At 59.5% G+C, this 15,951-nt stretch carries 17 protein-coding genes; 9 read left to right on the top strand and 8 right to left on the bottom strand.

Translation table 11 applies throughout. From position 1 onward, the window contains the following. Nucleotides 1-57: 57 nt before the first annotated feature. From J7412_RS06530 to J7412_RS06520, 3 genes are read right to left on the bottom strand one after another with little or no spacing between them, the layout of a single operon-like run. Nucleotides 58-870 carry a hypothetical protein gene (locus J7412_RS06530; RefSeq protein ID WP_209077930.1) on the bottom strand — a complete coding sequence of 271 codons (813 nt, stop codon included), beginning with the start codon at nt 868-870 and terminating at the stop codon, nt 58-60. Then, on the bottom strand, nt 870-2,369 hold the full coding sequence (locus J7412_RS06525) for a sugar phosphate nucleotidyltransferase (RefSeq protein WP_209077929.1): 1,500 nt from the start codon (nt 2,367-2,369) through the stop codon (nt 870-872). The genes J7412_RS06530 and J7412_RS06525 overlap by 1 nt, the downstream gene beginning before the upstream one ends. A 14-nt stretch (nt 2,370-2,383) precedes the next feature. After that, the gene (locus J7412_RS06520) at nt 2,384-3,523 is read right to left on the bottom strand and encodes an acyltransferase (protein WP_209077928.1); all 1,140 of its coding nucleotides are present in this window, start codon (nt 3,521-3,523) and stop codon (nt 2,384-2,386) included. Between the two features lie 156 nt (nt 3,524-3,679). Between J7412_RS06520 and J7412_RS06515 the strand changes: the two genes are divergently transcribed. Together J7412_RS06515 and J7412_RS06510 are read left to right on the top strand one after the other, a co-directional pair. After that, entirely contained in the window at nt 3,680-4,204 is a 525-nt protein-coding gene (locus J7412_RS06515; RefSeq protein ID WP_209077927.1) for an OmpA family protein, read from the top strand. 291 nt (nt 4,205-4,495) lie between these two features. Next, nucleotides 4,496-5,386, top strand: coding sequence for a family 16 glycosylhydrolase (locus J7412_RS06510; RefSeq protein ID WP_209077926.1), 891 nt, complete (start codon nt 4,496-4,498; stop codon nt 5,384-5,386). 283 nt (nt 5,387-5,669) lie between these two features. Here the strand turns inward: J7412_RS06510 and J7412_RS06505 are convergent, their stop codons facing one another. Both J7412_RS06505 and J7412_RS06500 read right to left on the bottom strand, forming a co-directional pair. Continuing rightward, nucleotides 5,670-7,448 carry a methyl-accepting chemotaxis protein gene (locus tag J7412_RS06505; RefSeq protein ID WP_209077925.1) on the bottom strand — a complete coding sequence of 593 codons (1,779 nt, stop codon included), beginning with the start codon at nt 7,446-7,448 and terminating at the stop codon, nt 5,670-5,672. A gap of 252 nt (nt 7,449-7,700) precedes the next feature. Continuing rightward, complete coding sequence (locus J7412_RS06500; RefSeq protein ID WP_209077924.1) at nt 7,701-8,306, bottom strand: nicotinate-nucleotide adenylyltransferase; 606 nt, start codon at nt 8,304-8,306, stop codon at nt 7,701-7,703. Between the two features lie 138 nt (nt 8,307-8,444). Between J7412_RS06500 and J7412_RS06495 the strand changes: the two genes are divergently transcribed. The 3 genes from J7412_RS06495 (at nt 8,445) to ettA (ending at nt 12,063) form a co-directional block, all read left to right on the top strand. Beyond that, nucleotides 8,445-8,846: a hypothetical protein gene (locus J7412_RS06495; RefSeq protein WP_209077923.1), complete on the top strand. Its 402-nt coding sequence runs from the start codon at nt 8,445-8,447 to the stop codon at nt 8,844-8,846. A gap of 69 nt (nt 8,847-8,915) precedes the next feature. After that, nucleotides 8,916-10,298: a P-loop NTPase fold protein gene (locus tag J7412_RS06490; protein ID WP_209077922.1), complete on the top strand. Its 1,383-nt coding sequence runs from the start codon at nt 8,916-8,918 to the stop codon at nt 10,296-10,298. Between the two features lie 97 nt (nt 10,299-10,395). Further along, entirely contained in the window at nt 10,396-12,063 is a 1,668-nt protein-coding gene (gene ettA, locus J7412_RS06485; RefSeq protein ID WP_209077921.1) for an energy-dependent translational throttle protein EttA, read from the top strand. A 253-nt stretch (nt 12,064-12,316) separates the two neighbouring features. Here the strand turns inward: ettA and J7412_RS06480 are convergent, their stop codons facing one another. Continuing rightward, nucleotides 12,317-12,784, bottom strand: coding sequence for a transposase (locus J7412_RS06480; RefSeq protein ID WP_348540472.1), 468 nt, complete (start codon nt 12,782-12,784; stop codon nt 12,317-12,319). A gap of 188 nt (nt 12,785-12,972) precedes the next feature. On the opposite strand from J7412_RS06480, the gene J7412_RS06475 reads away from it, so the two are divergent. Both J7412_RS06475 and J7412_RS06470 read left to right on the top strand, forming a co-directional pair. Beyond that, nucleotides 12,973-13,392 (top strand): hypothetical protein, encoded by a 420-nt coding sequence (locus J7412_RS06475; RefSeq protein WP_209077919.1) that lies wholly within the window; start codon nt 12,973-12,975, stop codon nt 13,390-13,392. A gap of 116 nt (nt 13,393-13,508) precedes the next feature. Further along, nucleotides 13,509-13,724, top strand: a complete 216-nt coding sequence (locus J7412_RS06470) for a hypothetical protein (protein ID WP_209077918.1) — start codon at nt 13,509-13,511, stop codon at nt 13,722-13,724. Between the two features lie 12 nt (nt 13,725-13,736). On the opposite strand, the gene J7412_RS21805 is transcribed toward J7412_RS06470, so the two are convergent. Next, on the bottom strand, nt 13,737-13,979 hold the full coding sequence (locus tag J7412_RS21805) for a BrnA antitoxin family protein (RefSeq protein WP_348540471.1): 243 nt from the start codon (nt 13,977-13,979) through the stop codon (nt 13,737-13,739). Between the two features lie 18 nt (nt 13,980-13,997). Here J7412_RS21805 and J7412_RS06460 point away from each other — a divergent pair, with 18 nt between their 5' ends. Next, nucleotides 13,998-14,219 carry a hypothetical protein gene (locus tag J7412_RS06460; RefSeq protein WP_209077917.1) on the top strand — a complete coding sequence of 74 codons (222 nt, stop codon included), beginning with the start codon at nt 13,998-14,000 and terminating at the stop codon, nt 14,217-14,219. 82 nt (nt 14,220-14,301) lie between these two features. On the opposite strand, the gene J7412_RS06455 is transcribed toward J7412_RS06460, so the two are convergent. Then, nucleotides 14,302-14,709, bottom strand: coding sequence for an acyl-CoA thioesterase (locus J7412_RS06455; protein ID WP_209077916.1), 408 nt, complete (start codon nt 14,707-14,709; stop codon nt 14,302-14,304). An 83-nt stretch (nt 14,710-14,792) separates the two neighbouring features. On the opposite strand from J7412_RS06455, the gene J7412_RS06450 reads away from it, so the two are divergent. Continuing rightward, nucleotides 14,793-15,950 (top strand): geranylgeranyl reductase family protein, encoded by a 1,158-nt coding sequence (locus J7412_RS06450; protein ID WP_209077915.1) that lies wholly within the window; start codon nt 14,793-14,795, stop codon nt 15,948-15,950. The last annotated feature ends 1 nt before the right edge of the window (nt 15,951 follow it).

The raw sequence follows: 15,951 nt of genomic DNA, 5'->3' as shown, positions 1-15,951 counted from the left end.
GATCATTTGGTTTGGCTCAAGCGACTGGATGCCGCTTTGCGCATCGTCTCTTGGGGCTCAGCGGCCATTGACCTTCTGATGGTCGCGCACAATGGCCTCTGCCACGCGCAAAATGGCATCCCGTTCATTGCCGCTGTGATCACGCGCGGAGGAGCCTGTGGAAAAGGACCAGACGCCAGCCGCCACCTTGATGCGCGGATCGCGGGTCAGCAGAACATCCTGAGAAAGAGAGGCAAACACCGAGTACTGGTAATCACACAGGTCCTCCGGATCAGAAAACGAGAAATAGAGGTTCAGTGTGGGCTGCCCATCCAGCGAAGGAAGCGCGTCTTTGTCGACCACCTCTATCCCCGCGGCCTGCAGCTTGCGCACAAACGTCTTGTGCAGTGACGGCCCGAAATCTGACGAAAACCCGGGGGGGGCTTTCAGCCCGGTCAAATCAAGATGCAGCGCGTCAACGCCGCGCAAAACCTCGCCCTTCTCAGATTTGGGCAAGGCCATGGGATCAAATCCAAGCGCCGCCTCAATCTGATTTTTGCGACAGATATTGGGGGCTTCTGCGTGATCTTTTGGCAGCTCGGCAGCTTTGTGCAGGCCACCTTGCAATCCGAACAACCGGTAAATGAAGCCGGTGTTGTTGGTGGTCAGGGGGCGGCTGGAATAGCTTTTGAGTTCAACGCATTGCGCACCGTCCGGACAATGGCGTCCGGCGAATTTGACCCGCTCCCACAACAGCCAGAACCGATCCTGCGTAAGCGCGGGATTTGGGGCACCTACGCCTGACTGCGCGCTGACCGGCTGCGCAAATGCGCCCCACAAGAGACAGCTGAGCACCGCGGCGCGCAGGATCGAGTCGGACCACAATGTCATCACAAGCTCCCGACGCGCGGCAAGTCCGCAGGGGCTTGCGCGACTTCGGCGTGGGTAACCCCTTCCATCGACGCGGCGGTTGTTGTGCCGCCATCTGCAAAGCGGTGATCGATGGCCCAACCTGCCGAGACAATCATATCGCTGAGCCAGGTCCCTGGGGCGACGGCAGTGTTCGGCATCAGGATCGAGCGCTGTACCAGCGCGCGGGGCGCGACCCTGGCCCCTGCGCCGACCACCGTGGGCCCGTCAAGTTTCGCGCATGCCGAAACCTTTGCACCGGGGCCGATGTAGCAGGGCCCCACCACCACCGCGCGCGCAGACAGCTCCGCCCCCGGCGCCAGCCAGACATGGCGCCGCACCTCTTGGGCCTCAGGAGACAGGCCCGCGATCAAGCCGCGCAAGGCTTTGGAGACGGCGGCGAAATAGTCCTTGGGGCAGCCGATATCAACCCAGTCAAATGGGGCCTCATACACCTGCAGCGCTGCGCCTGATTTCAAGATTTCCGGCAAAAGGTGCTGCGCGATATCAAGCCCCTTCGGAGAAACGCCAGAGGAGATGAGATGGCGCAGCGCGCTGGGTTTCATGACATAGATGCCAGTGCTTGCCAGCCGTGATTGCGTTTGCTCCGGCGCTGGCTTTTCCACAAAACGCGTGATGCGCCCGCGCACATCCGCTTCAATGATCCCGTATTTCTGCACCTCCCCATGTGGCACAGACGTGGCCGCCACCGTGACCTCCGCCCTGCTCGCGCGGTGCTGCGCCATCATCTCTGCAAGATCAATATTGATGAGCGCGTCCCCGCAAAAGACAAAGAAATCCTCTTCAAAAGCAGCGCATTGCGCCTGCAACGCCAAAAGCGTGCTGGCAGAACCCAGCGGCGCAGGCTGCCAGCGCTGATTGACAAACTGCCCCTCGTTAAAGAACTGGATGCTGCGGTGGGCAGTGGTTTTGAAACGGGTGTGGAATTGCGGCCCCAGATGGCACGGGTTGAGAATGAAATCCCGCAGGCCAAAGCGCTCCAAATGCCGCATCACATGTTCAATCACCGGCTGTCCAAGCAGATCCACCAACGGTTTTGGCGTGTCATGTGAAATCGGCGCCATCCGGCTGCCAGCGCCCGCAACAAGCAGCACCGATTTGACACCGGCCAATTGGCAAGCGCGAAACGCGGGATGGGCCAAGGCCTCCTTGCGCGTGTCAAACAGGCTCAGAAGTGGCGCTGTGCCAAGCTCGGTGACCGCGGCTTTCACCGCAGGTTGCGCGCCAAAAAAGGCAATGCTGCCGTTGGATTTGGCCGCGCTCTGAAACTCCAAAAGCGCTGCGAGGCCGGAGACAGCGGCGCGGCGCACGCCGCTCAGATCCACCAAATGGGCAAACCGCCCGCGCTCTTCCGCCGCCGTCTGTGCCTTTTGCAGGGCGGCAAAATCGGCTGAGGTCAAACGGCTTGTGGCCACTTTCATCACGGAAATCATGCCAAGGTCTTCGCTTGTTGTGAGCATGTTTGCCTCCTTGATCAAATCGGTTGTGAGCGCGCAGCACGCGAGATTTGGGGAAATCGACCCAGACCAATGGTCCATCCCAGCCATCGGGAGCGTCCAAGCAGCCAGACAAACCCAAGAGTCATCGGCAAGGTCCACAGGAACTCCACCCCGATCAACGCGATGGGTGGCAGGTGGCTGTCTTTCAACACAACTTCTGCGAGGTCGAGAAAGATCGGGTGACACAGGTAGATGCCAAAGGTGTATTTCGCGACCTTGGAAATCCAGCTTGGCCAAGCCCTGTGCCCCAGGCACATACAGATGAACAGCAGCGCAATCGGCATCAGATAGTCGGCCCAAAAGCCCGGCGCATAGGCAAAATCCCATTGCCCCGTGACGATCACATCGGAAATCGCCACCAGTTTGAACGCAAAAAGCCCCACAGCAAAAAGCAGCACCGGCCCAAGCCACCCCTCGCGCTCAGGCGCTTCGGACCGCCGCCAGAGTCCCAAAATCGCAGCCGCCGCAAGCCCATAGCCGGTATAGGTCGCCACTTTGGCCAAGCGCACGATGTAGGGCAGGATATCCGCGCCCCAGAACATCTTGAAGATCACCGGGTCTAGCACCTGTTTCATCAACAAAAGTACCACTGCGAACAGGCCAAAAATCGGTGCTTTCTCGGCCGCGCGGTAAGCTGGGTAAAACAGCAAAAGCGCAAACAGCGTTGGGATGAAATGCATGTGATACTTCACATTGCCGAGCAGCAGAAAACCAACCCAGCTTTGCCAGGCCACGAGCTCCGCCCATTCGGGCGAAAAATACCCCAGCGCGTCAGCTTTGATCAGCCCGTAAAACGCAAAGATCACGGTCCAGAAAACGAACGGCACCAGCAACCTGCGCGCCTGTTCCTTTATGGTCGCACCATAGCCGCGCGGACGGCGTTCAAGTGCCATCAACAGCAGGAAGATCGAGATCATCAAAAAGAGCTCTGTGCGCGCCGTATAGAGCACCGCACGGATCAACATCGGGGCAACCCGTTCTGACGGCGTCGCATCCGGAAACGGCTGCCCGTGGGCATCCGCGGTGACATGTAATCCAACCATTGAAAGCCCGGCAAAGAGACGCATCGCGTCAATCCACGTGTGCCGGTTGGCCAATTGACCTTCTGCAACCATGCAGCGCACCCATACAAACAAACAACAGGGTCCATACTGCGCAAGAGGCGTGAACAAAACATAAACATATGTAATTTCACCGCGCGCGGCACCCCTTTCGGGGATTTACAAAAATTCAACGACTTGGCGGGACAATTTATCCAAGGAGTGCTCGTTATGCGGTTGTTTGGTTATGTCTGCCTGTTGGCGGCGATTGGGTTTTGCTCACCGGTTCTGGCGATGAGTGAGTCAGAGATTTGTGCACAAATCATGCGGGAATATGGTGTGCGTGCGGATCAATGCGCCGATGCGCCCGATGCGCAGCCGCAGCGCGGTGTAACAACAGAGCTGTCAGCGGACATTCTGGAGAGCCATATTTTCTTTGAAAAAGGTGGCACCGTGCTGGATGGTGACGCCCGCTTGCAATTGGCCACCTTGGCCGCTGTTCTCAATGCGGCCCCGATGCAAACCGCCTGTCTGCGCCTGATCGGCCATTCTGACACCAGCGGCGCCGCAAACGCCAATCAGGCCCTGGCGCTCAAACGCGCAGAGGTGGTGGCCGCCTCCCTCAGGGCCTCCATGTCGGATGGCAGCCGGATCAAAGAGGTCATTTCAATGGGGGAAAGCCAACCGCTGGACAGCCTGCCGGGGAGTTCCCCTCTGAACCGGCGTGTGGAAATCCGTGCCAAAACATGCCCCTAAAGCGCATGCAGGTGGGTCAAACGGATAGACCGTGACGTCCCCCTGCCCTTGCTCGCTGTCGTCATAGGCAGCGCGAGGTAGCTCACCCCCTATTTGACGACCAAAAAGCTGACACGGCAACCACAGCCACGGGCTTGAACCTTCGGCCGCGATCGCACACGCTGCACGACCGCGTCCTCAACCCGCCCCCTCAAATAAACCATAAATGTAAATTTCCCTTGCCGAGCACCGGTGCCCCCTCGGATACATTAAGGTTAACGACTATTAACCTTAATGCGGGGTGGAGACGGGGTGCGGATCTGGGGGCAACTGTATGAGTGGTTCAAAGGCGCACCGCATCTCAGCGGCGCATATGCTGCCTCATCGACCATCGCGCCTTCTCTGCGGGCCCGCTGGGCCATCTCTTCTTCTGTTGCGCTCGGCGCCTTGCTGATGTGGCTGGCCCCCACCTCGCTACACGCAGCCGAGCCACCGGGCGACCCAGCCAACGGGTTTCAGGTCCGCTTTGAGGCCGCCGCGCCGCCCAACTGGCAAGTGGCGTACTATGCCTTTTCGCATCCGATGTTTGACACCGATTGGTCCCGCGCGAATGTCGCCTTTGACAAGGGGCTTCACCTGACGCTGACGCCGCAAGAAGCCTGTGAAAACCGCTTTTCCGGCGGCTCCATCCGCCACACATCCCTCAGCCACTACGGGCGCTATGAGGCCACCATCCGGCCAGCCAAGGGCGACGGTGTCGTGACCGGTTTCTTCACCTACACCGGCCCCTACTACGGCGCGCGCCACGACGAAATCGACATCGAATTTCTGGGACAGGACACCACAACCATCAATCTCGCGTGGTTTGTGGATGGCCAACTCCATGACCGCAAAGTGCCACTGGGCTTTGATGCGGCAGAGCGCGCAGCGCGCTATGCCTTTGAGTGGCATCCGGACCGGTTGCGGTGGTTCGCGGGGGATCATCTGTTGCTGGAGGTCACCGCAGAGGAGGCCCCGCTGCCGCAGGTGGCAGGCTACCTTTTTGCAAATCTCTGGGCAGTCGACAAAAGCCTTAAAGATTGGGCCGGTGAGGCAAAGGCGCAAACCACGGCGTCCGCCTTTGTAACCGACATCCGGTTTATCCCTCTGGCCCAGATGCCCAGCGCTCAAACAGGTCGCGGCAACCTCAACGCCATGCGATAAACCCTTTTAAAAGGGCGTTTTTTCCGCAAAGTACGTGGGTGGGTTCAAACCCCCAACCAACTGGTCGCACTCAGCACGACCACAGACAGCAGAACCAATGCAAAGAAGTGTTGAACTGACTTACTCATGACGTCGCTCCCATCCCCTTGGGGCCAAAAGACTCTCGCGAATCCAGGTTACCATAGGAGTCGTCCTGAGAGGTTAATTTGTTTGAAATTGTCTGCAATGAGCAAAAAAAGACCGGAACACATGGGCGCGTTCCGGTCTTTGGTTTTTCGAACGATCAGGCGGACTGGCGGAAGCTCAGATCGCTCTCATCTTCGTCCCAGTCGTCCGTGTCAGAGGCTTCCTGCTGCGCCTCAATAGAGGACGGGCGGAAGCTCGCAACCAGCTCGGCCAATTCCCCGGCCGCCGCCTGCAGCGCCCGGCCCTGCGCGCTGGAGCGCTCTACAAGGCTTGCGTTCTGCTGGGTCACCCGATCCAGATCCATCACACCGGAGTTGATCTCAGTGATCGCGGTGGACTGATCGCGCGAGCCTTCGGCAATCTGCACCGCCAGTTTGCTCACGTCCTCGATCTTCTTGATGATCTCTTCAATCGCCTTACCGGCCGCATCCACGAGATCCACGCCAACCTGCACCTTGTCGGTGGAGTTGTCGATCAGCTCCTTGATTTCATTCGCACTTGTGGCCGAACGCAGCGCCAGCGAGCGCACCTCGGAGGCCACAACCGCAAAGCCACGGCCGCTGTCCCCAGCACGCGCCGCCTCCACGCCGGCGTTCAACGCCAGCAGGTTGGTCTGGAAGGAGATGTCTTCGATCACGCGGTTGATTTCAGAGATCTTGCCTGCGGAATCCTCGATGTCCTGCATCGCGCCAACCGCACGTTTCACAATGTCCCCGCCGCGCAGCGCTTCGGCTTTGGTGGCATCCACCGTCGCCTCAACCGATTTGGTCTGGTTGGTTGCGTTCTGCACGCTTTCGGTGATCTGGCTGATCGCCGCCGCGGTTTCCTCAAGCGTCGCCGCCTGGCTCTCCGTGCGTTTGGAGAGGTTGTGCGTGCCCTCCGCCATCGAGCCGGTCTCTTCCTCGATCTGGGAGATCGTTGCCAGAACCCGGCCAATCACATCATCCAGCGCTTCCGCGGTTTTGTTGAAATCCGCGCGCAGCATTTCATAATCTTCGCCAACTTCCGCCGTGATCCGGTGGCTCAGCAGGCCCTGCGCCAGATGGTTCAGACCATCCGCCAACTCGCCAACCACCTCGGTCTGCTCCCGTGCGGTGTTGCGGGATTGCTCTTCCAGGGTCTTGTTTGCCTTGATGGTCTGCACAAATTCCACCACCGCGCGCGCCAGACGGCCCAGCTCATCCTTGCGCCGATCGCTCGGCACCTCGCCCTCGGTGTCGCCTTCCCGCAGGCTGTCGATGCGCTCGATGATGCCACCCAGCGGCAGGGTCACACTGGCCGCGATAATGTAAACGATAAAGGCCATCACCAGCACCATGGCAAGCCCCACAACCAGCGACTGCATGTAAAGCTGGTTCACAACGGCCACGACCCGGCTGTGGTCAAAGCCCATCACCATTTCGCCCACCAGCGTGCCATCGCTGTGGTGCACCGGGAATTTGATGTATTCAACGTCCCCAACAGACAGGCGGGCGCTTTCCGCTTCCAGCGCCAGAACCTCGGCAACGCCGTCGTCCCAGCCGGAAGTGTCCGCCCCGTCCAAGGCGACCTCCGCAAAGATCTCACCATCGACAAAGACTTTGGCAAACATCGCATCTTCGATCTCAACGATGCCCGCGATTGCGCCTTCCGCGCCATCGGTGTTGAAATCCCAAACCGCCGCAGCCACAGGCGGCGCAACAAAGGTCTGCGCCATCACCACTTCGTTCTCAAACGCGCGCTGCAAGGTGCTGGTTTGCAAATTCATCCACCACACGGTGGAGCTGGTGAAGAAAACCACGATACAGCCGACGATGGGCAGCAGCAGCCGCCCCATGATCGAAAATCCCAAGAAACGGTCGAGCAGACGCGTCAGAAAGTTTACCAAATAGGCCATTGCCTCGATCCGCTAAGCGGCCCCCAGTTTGCCTCTGCAAGAGAGGTCATTGCCATAGTCTCAGGGGGGCATCTGTGCCTTTTGGCGGGTGAGTGACCGCACTCATCTGCGCGCCACGGCGCCTTTGCGCACCAAGGGGATCAGACGGTTTTGAGCACAAGACAGCCCTGTCCTGTTGCGCTCACCGTAGGAAAGTTGCGTTAACAGTTGCTTACAGGCGCTCGGGCAGAAAGATGGGTTTTGAACTAACGCCTAAGCGTCTGGCCAGGCACCATTTTTGCGCAGTTCAGTGGAGCTGATTGCGCGCATCGGCACATTGGCAAAGCCCCAGGCCGGCGCCGCTGAACGACTCAACAGCCGGTTTTCACGCGGCTTCAGGCGCGCCTTGCGAAACACCTGCGCCGCCTTGGCAGTGCGCGCTTCAATCCGGTCTCCCGGGCGCGCCAGCACGCCCACCGGCACCCGCGCCATGATCTCCTGCCAGTCTTTCCAGCGATGAAACTGCGCCAGATTATCCGCGCCCATCAGCCAGACAAACTGCGCCTGCGGCACGGCCTGCTGCAATCTGGCAATGGTTTCGGCAGTGTAGCGCGTGCCCGCCTGCGTCTCAAAATCGCTCACAAACACCCGCGGATGCTGCATCAGCGCCCGCGCCGCCAGCAAACGCCGCCCAAGCCCCGCCGGGCCGTGCGCTTTCAAGGGGTTTCCCGGGCTCACCAGCCACCAGACCTGATCCAGCCCAAAGCGTTTCATCGCCTCCAGCGTGATATGCACATGCCCCGCATGCGGCGGATCAAACGATCCCCCCAGCAGGCCAATGCGCTGGCCGCGCGCGACATATGGCAATCCGTAAGGCACCCCGCCTCCTGACCTTTTCCCGCCCCGGCTGTCAAGCCCGCCCGGCGCACCCGCGCGCCCCTATCGCCGCTGTGAAGCACCCCGTATTGCACTGGCCGCGCACAGCCACTAACGTCGGCGAAAAAACTGAGGCACAGCATGATACCCAAAGCCGCCCTAGCCGCGCTCACCCTTCTGGCCGCCGCCACCCCGGCGCTGGCGCAGGACAAGAAATTTGTGGGCTACACGATCACCACGCAGTCACCGGACGTGCGCGGTGTGATGCTGCATGAGGGCTACAGCGTGAAACAGGTGATCGCCTTTGTTCAAAAAAACTGTGGCGGCAAGATCGGCCCCTTTGCGCTGGCCACCAAGACCCACCGCAAGGGCGGCTTTACCCTGAAAAACTTCCGCACCACCTGCCCCGCAGGCCCTGCCGCCCGTTTTGACGGCACAGAGCGCCTCTCGGTCGAGCACGAACGCCTGCCCGACGGCCGCACGCTGACCGAATATTTTTATGTGAGCGGTGGCCAGAGCAAACGGCTGGTGGAGTTTGAGTAGAAGCGGATAACGCTGGACAATCGGGAAATCCAAACGCACGTATAAGGCGATTACCCCAAGGATTTCCCCATGGCGCGCCTCTACATTCCCGAACCAAAGATCAAGCTTTACGAAGATGGCTTTGAAGAACACGATAAGCTTGATCGCAAAACCACGGGCGACAAACTCTCCGATCTTGTCGAGCGCATAGACGACCCGCTGGTCATCGCGCTGGACGGTGCGTGGGGTTCCGGCAAATCGGTGTTCCTGAAGTGCTGGGTCGGGGAGCATCTTAAGCATCATGGTGATAAAACACAGACAGTCTACTTCGATGCGTTTCAACACGACTATCTCGACGACCCGCTGATTGCATTGACCAGTGCAATTTCGGAGCGGATTGAGCGAAACCCCGAAAGCAAATCCGCAAAAGCATGGCGCATCGCAAAGAACGCCGCGCCTTTCCTAGGCAAAGCCGCGCTCCGGCTCGGCACCGCTGCACTTGTGGGCAAAGCAATCTCTTTGACCGGAGACGAAGATGGCGCTCTCAATGACATTGGCGACAAGCTTTCAGAGGAAGGCGGCGACATCGCCAAATCGCTGGATGACTTTTGGAAAAAAGAAGACGGCAAACGCGCCGCAATGGAAGCTTTCCGGAGCGCGCTTGTCCAGCTTACTGCCCCTGATGAGCAAGGATCGCCAACTCAAAAGCTGGTCATCGTCATCGACGAATTAGACCGCTGTCGCCCCGACTACGCACTCTCGGTATTGGAAATCGCAAAGCATTTTTTTGATGTAGATGGCGTACATTTCGTACTTGGGTGCAACATGGATGCTTTGGCATTCTCTGTGAAGTCACGGTATGGCCAGGACTACGAGGCAGAAAGATACCTCCAACGTTTTGTTAGCCTAACCATAAAACTCAATCAAAAGTCCCCTTCAGATCCTTCACTAAATCCAATCTCTAGGTATTTCGAGAAAACAGCAATTCAGATGGGGCTTGGGAAAAGCCCTTACCTGCAATCGCTTCAGCAATATCTGCTCAACATGCAGTTTCAACAAGAGTTCTCAATTCGAAGCCTTCATCACTTGTTGCGCAGATTAGCAATTACACCTCTCCCACGAAACCGAGATCATTTCGAGGCCGCCTTAGTTTCAGGCTTACTGTTACTCGAAGCTTTTTCGCCGAACGTCATACAAAAAATAAGACGCTTGGACGCCGATATGAACGATATTTCGGTAGCTTTGAAACTACAGGACCCTGACACAACTGACAGCTATGAACATCAAACAAATTGGGCGGCTTGGTGGGCATGTTATGAGGATACATCAGACGCGCGCTTTGCCATTGTGATGGGAATTGGAAATGCCCTATTTGCGAAAGGATATGATGCCAACTACGTCAAACACCTCCTAGAGGAAAGACTTGATGTCTTTGAAGTTCAACAGCTGACGCAGTTCCAGTTCGACCGATAGTCGAATGCAACACCACCTAACCAACCTCCATTGCCCCCGCCCGCGCCCTCCGCTATCACACGCTCTAACGTGATTTTGGCGAACGGAGTCGGCTCCCATGGCATCTTATCAATATGTCTACCACATGCAGGGTGTGTCCAAGACCTACCCCGGTGGTAAAAAATGTTTTGAAAACATCCACCTGTCCTTCCTTCCGGGCGTGAAAATTGGTGTGGTCGGCGTCAACGGCGCCGGTAAATCTACGCTGATGAAGATCATGGCGGGTCTCGACAAAGACTTCACCGGTGAGGCGTGGTCCGCCGAGGGTGCCAAAGTGGGCTACCTGCCACAGGAGCCGCAGCTGGATGAAAGCCTCTCCGTGCGTGAAAACGTCATGCTGGGTGTGAAGGAAAAGAAAGACAAAGTTGATCGGTTCAACGCCATCGCCATCGAAATGGCGGAGAACTACACCGACGAGTTGATGGAAGAGATGACCGTCCTTCAGGACGCCATCGACAGCGAAAACCTCTGGGATCTGGACAGCCAGGTCGACATCTCCATGGAGGCCCTGCGCTGCCCGCCTGATGACGCCAATGTTGCCGATCTCTCCGGTGGTGAGAAACGCCGTGTCGCGCTCTGCAAACTGCTGCTGGAAGCGCCCGACATGCTGCTCTTGGACGAACCGACCAACCACCTGGATGCGGAAACCATCGCCTGGCTGCAACAGCACCTGATCGACTACAAAGGCACCATCCTCTGCGTCACCCACGACCGTTACTTCCTGGATGACATCACCGGCTGGATCCTCGAACTCGATCGTGGCCGCGGCATCCCTTACGAGGGCAACTACTCCGCATGGCTGGAGCAGAAAGCCAAACGTCTGGAGCAGGAAGCCCGCGAAGACAAATCCAAGCAGAAAACGCTTGAGCGCGAGCTTGAGTGGATGCGTCAGGGCCAAAAAGCCCGTCAGGCGAAATCCAAAGCACGTATCGCCGCCTACAACGATCTGGCCAGCCAGTCTGAGCGCGAGAAAATCACCCGTGCACAGATCGTCATTCCAAACGGCCCGCGCCTTGGCTCCAAGGTCATCGAGGTCAACGGGCTGTCCAAGCACTTTGGCGACAAGCAGCTGATTGAAAACCTCGAATTCTCCCTGCCGCCGGGCGGCATTGTTGGCGTGATCGGCCCCAACGGCGCCGGTAAATCCACGCTGTTCAAGATGCTCACCGGTCAGGAACAGCCCGATGAGGGCACCGTGGAATATGGCGACACCGTCAAGCTCAGCTATGTGGACCAGTCCCGCGATGATCTGAACGACAAAGACACCGTCTGGGAAGCGATCTCCGGCGGGGCCGAGATCATCGAGCTGGGCGACGCGCAAGTGAACTCCCGCGCCTATTGCTCCTCGTTCAACTTCAAAGGCGGCGATCAGCAGAAGCCACTGAACCTGCTCTCCGGTGGTGAGCGCAACCGTGTGCACATGGCGCGTCTGCTGAAAGAAGGCGGCAACGTGCTGCTGCTCGACGAACCTACCAACGATCTGGACGTGGAAACCCTCCGCGCGCTTGAAGACGCGCTTGTGGATTTCGCCGGCTGCGCCGTGGTCATCTCCCACGACCGCTTCTTCCTCGACCGGATCTGTACCCACATCTTGGCGTTCGAAGGCGACGCCCATGTGGAGTGGTTCGAAGGCAACTTTGAAGACTACGAAGAAGACAAAAAGCGCCGCCTCGGCCCAGATGCCCTGGAACCCAAGCGCCTGAAGCATAAGAAGTTCACAAGGTAAGTGTTTGGCGCAGTCAAACACTTACAGCGCGTGGTAGGGTTTTGGCGCAGCCAATAACCCGTACGCGCCCCGGTGAGACGGCACAAAAACGCTGAGTGACATAGACAAAATACACCCGCGCCCCCGCGCGGGTGTTTTCGTTCGCCCCCACAGGCAATCCCCGTAGGGTGCGCATTCACTGCGCACCACCGCCCCAACGCCCTCTGCGCCCCCCAACGCCACAAACAACAAAGGTGCGCGGGAACCGCGCACCCTACCCCCACCGCCCTGCGGCAATCTCCCGAGGCACGGAGGAAAACGACCAATCCTCCGCCCGCGCCACAAACCCATGTTTCACCGGATTCATATGGCAATACCGAACCGCAGCGGCATAGCTCTTTTCACCGCGCACATGGTGTTCCCAGAACCGTCGCTGCCACACCCCGCGCTCCCGGCACGCAATATGGCTTGGCCGCAGCTTGCCTTTCGGCACATGTCGTGAAAACCGCGCTTTGATCAACCGCCACCGCGTAGCATATTCGCTGTCACTCGGCGGCAAGGTCCAGACCGCATGCATGTGGTCGGGCAAGACCACCCAGGCATCAATGTAAAACAGCCGCTCCGCCCGCGTGCGCCGCACCGCATCGCGCAAGGCCTCAACATGGCTCACCAGCAGGTCGCCACCACGTTGGGCGATATTCACGGTAAAGAAAATCGTCGCGCCCGGAACCCTGGGCCGCACATAACAAGACATCCCTTAAGTCTGCCCAATCTTGGATAACCAAACCCTACCCCGTAAGGTGCGCACTCGCTGCGCACCGCGCGCGTGCAACCAAAACACACCCCATCACACCCCCGCCATCCCTCTGTAACAACCCTTCCCCGCTCCCCCGCGCATCCCCATCTCCTAGCCAACATCGGAGACACACCATGCGCCACCTTATCCCTGCACTCGCCGCCACCCTCCTCATGGCCGTGCTCATCCTCGTCGATGTGGCCCGCCCGCTCGGCGCCCATCCGTGGTGGAGCCAGCAGACCCTACTGATTGGCGCGCCCCTTGGTCTGTTGCTGGCCACATTGGCGGGCTTGCGGCTCAACACGCTCCCGCTGACGGTCGCTTTCCTGCTCGCCACGGCGCTTGCCTTTGGGGCGGCCAAATACGGTCAGCACCAGTTTGCGGCCTCTTATGCCGAAGATCAGCTTGCCGGGCAGCTCTGGCATTTTGGCTGGATCGCCACCGGCCTTTTTACCGCCGCCACCCTCACCGCAGCCGCCGCCACTCTGATCGACACCTGGGCTGCAACAATCCGCTCATCCGCCAACCCATTGCGTAAAATAAGGAAAATCTGACGCTCGGAAAACTTGGGCAATTTTGCGCCGACCGGGAAAATCAAAGCCCTTGCCAGGCCCTACTTCCGCCCTATTTAACCGACACAATGACGAGGCACACCGTGATAGGACACCCCATGGCACTCGCACTATTCATCCCCGGAAGTATCGCAGGTTTCATTATTGGCCTGGTCCAGGTGTTTGTGCTGGGAGCGGGTGTCTGGACCGGTATCGCCACCTATTTCGGCTTCTCCCTGGGCTTCCCGCTGGCGGTGTTTGCCCTGACCTATCTCGCCTGCGCCCTGCGCCGCTCCGAAGACGAACGCGAAGAGATCACGCTGCACAAAGCCTGATCTCGCCACCACTCACGGCGCGTTCGTTTCCGGCCCAGCTGACTGCGGCCCCAACAACTGGCTTTGCGCCGCCTCTGCACTGTCGCCCTGATCGTCCATCGCCGCATCAATATGCAGCTCTTCGGCGATCTTCATCTGCGCCCAGGTCGCCAGCAGCCGGTTGATGCGCGCCTGATAGCCTTTGCCCATCGCCCGATAAAACCGCGCCACGGATTTATCGAGGTACAGCGTCACCTTCTCCTTGCGCTCCTGCACCTCCAGATCCTGCTCCAGATGATGCCACGCCCCCGCACCGCCTCCCGTAGCGCCGAGGTGACCCAGCTTTCCGTGGTCAGCATCAAGAGGTTCCGCCCCAATGCCGCCCGCGCCTGTCGCTGCGCCTTGGTGCCTTTGATCACCGCGCTTTGGGCGGCGCGGCGGCTGGGTCGATGTGGCGGGCGGATCTCTTCTGACATGGCGCTCTCCTTTGCGCCCATGTCAGCGCCAAGCCTTTAACGCGCGGCCAATCCACCGCGCGCCGCCCGTTGCCACCCCGCCTTCACGCGGCAAACGCCCATGTCTCAGATGGAAGCGCCGCTCAAGCACCCGGCCAAGGCGTCTCTTCCTCGGGCACCGGCCGTGGATTGCCATCCTCGTCAATCGCCACATAGGTAAAGACCGCCTCAGTCACCTTTTCCGAAATCCCCTGCCGGTGACGCACCGCCCAGGCTTCGATCTTGATCGCCATGGAGCTGCGGCCAACCCGCTCGACCCAGGCCCAGACACAGAGGATATCCCCCACCCCGACCGGGCGGATAAATTTCATCGCATCCACCGCCACCGTGGTCACGCGCCCCTTGGCCCGCTGCGCCGCGATGATCCCGCTCGCGATGTCCATCTGGCTTAACACCCAGCCGCCAAAGATGTCCCCGTTCACATTCACATCCGCCGGCATCGCCAGCACCCGCAATGTCGCTTCGCCCGCGGGCTGTTTCTCTTCGGTCATGGCTGGTCCTTTCACTTGCTGCGCCACCGTATCCGTCTGGCCTCGGAGGGAAAAGCTGATAGAAGCAAACCGAGGGATAAAGCATGACAGAGTTTGACATCATCATCATTGGTGCCGGTCCGGCAGGCAGTGCGGCGGCCGCTTGGGCGGCCAGACAAGGCCAGCGGGTGGCCTTGGTGGACAAGTCGCGTTTTCCACGCAGCAAACTCTGTGGCGGCCTCTTCACAGAGCGCAGCCGCAGCTATTTCCGCGAGATTTTTTGCCAAGATCCTGACCTGTCCCAAGCCGTCACCCGCCATGACTGCGCCCTCTGGTATCAGGGCGCAGAGCTGGCCAAGCTCGAAGACATCCCGCCCCTGCATCTGACCATGCGGCTGGACATTGATGCCCAGATGTTTGGCCACGCGCTGGCCGCAGGCGCAGTGGATTTCACCAGCTGCCCCGTGGCGACGCTCACCGACAGCTCCGTGACCTTCCGCGATGGCGAGACCCTCACCTGCCGCGTGCTGATCGGCGCGGATGGGGTCAGCTCGATTGTCGCCAAACACCTCTTTGGCGCGGCTTTTGACACAAAAACCATCGGCTTTGGACTTGAAATCGAGGCTCCGCTGGCGTTGCAAGACCCGCAATCCCAGCCCCTGCGCATTGATTTTGCTGCCGCCCAATGGGGCTATGGCTGGTCCTTCCCCAAACAGGGCTCCACCACCGTGGGCATCGGCGGCCTAAGGGCTGAGAACCCGGATATGAAGGCGCGGATGGCCACATATCTCACCACCTTGGGCCTGCCGACTGACGCGGTGAAGGTCAAAGGCCACCACCTGCCTTTTGGCGATTTCCGCCCCCACCCCGGGCGCGCCTCTGTGCTGCTGGCCGGAGACGCAGCCGGGCTGGTGGATCCGATCACCGGTGAGGGCATCGCTTTCGCCATGAAAAGCGGCCAACTCGCCGCACAGGCCGCTTGCGACGCTCTTGCGGCACAGGCACCGGAGACTGCGCTGGCTCGCTATCAAAAAGCGCTCAAGGACATGCACCGCAACCTGCGCATCGCCCGTGCCCTGCGCCATGTGATCTTTGGCCCGCGCTGGCAGAAGACACTGATGGCCAGCTTCCGCCGCTCCGGCACCATGCGGATGATGTATATGCAGCTGCTGGCCGGTCAGGTGGAATACCCCGAGCTCGCCCGTCGTCTGCTGCTGCGTCTGCCGAAATACCTGCTTACGGCTCTACGCCCCAGCCGCTAAA

Source organism: Shimia sp. R9_3 (assembly GCF_017743755.1).
GTDB lineage: Bacteria > Pseudomonadota > Alphaproteobacteria > Rhodobacterales > Rhodobacteraceae > Shimia.
The sequence above is the reverse complement of the archived record's forward strand: the minus strand, read 5'-3'. Positions and strand labels throughout refer to the sequence as shown.

Bases quoted from the DNA above. Each gene is read 5' to 3' on its own strand.
- J7412_RS06530 (WP_209077930.1), bottom strand. From the start codon at position 870: ATGACATTGTGGTCCGACTCGATCCTGCGCGCCGCGGTGCTCAGCTGT.
- J7412_RS06525 (WP_209077929.1), bottom strand. From the start codon at position 2,369: ATGCTCACAACAAGCGAAGACCTTGGCATGATTTCCGTGATGAAAGTG.
- J7412_RS06520 (WP_209077928.1), bottom strand. From the start codon at position 3,523: ATGGTTGCAGAAGGTCAATTGGCCAACCGGCACACGTGGATTGACGCG.
- J7412_RS06515 (WP_209077927.1), top strand. From the start codon at position 3,680: ATGCGGTTGTTTGGTTATGTCTGCCTGTTGGCGGCGATTGGGTTTTGC.
- J7412_RS06505 (WP_209077925.1), bottom strand. From the start codon at position 7,448: ATGGCCTATTTGGTAAACTTTCTGACGCGTCTGCTCGACCGTTTCTTG.
- J7412_RS06495 (WP_209077923.1), top strand. From the start codon at position 8,445: ATGATACCCAAAGCCGCCCTAGCCGCGCTCACCCTTCTGGCCGCCGCC.
- J7412_RS06490 (WP_209077922.1), top strand. From the start codon at position 8,916: ATGGCGCGCCTCTACATTCCCGAACCAAAGATCAAGCTTTACGAAGAT.
- ettA (WP_209077921.1), top strand. From the start codon at position 10,396: ATGGCATCTTATCAATATGTCTACCACATGCAGGGTGTGTCCAAGACC.
- J7412_RS06475 (WP_209077919.1), top strand. From the start codon at position 12,973: ATGCGCCACCTTATCCCTGCACTCGCCGCCACCCTCCTCATGGCCGTG.
- J7412_RS06470 (WP_209077918.1), top strand. From the start codon at position 13,509: ATGGCACTCGCACTATTCATCCCCGGAAGTATCGCAGGTTTCATTATT.
- J7412_RS06460 (WP_209077917.1), top strand. From the start codon at position 13,998: ATGATGCCACGCCCCCGCACCGCCTCCCGTAGCGCCGAGGTGACCCAG.
- J7412_RS06455 (WP_209077916.1), bottom strand. From the start codon at position 14,709: ATGACCGAAGAGAAACAGCCCGCGGGCGAAGCGACATTGCGGGTGCTG.
- J7412_RS06450 (WP_209077915.1), top strand. From the start codon at position 14,793: ATGACAGAGTTTGACATCATCATCATTGGTGCCGGTCCGGCAGGCAGT.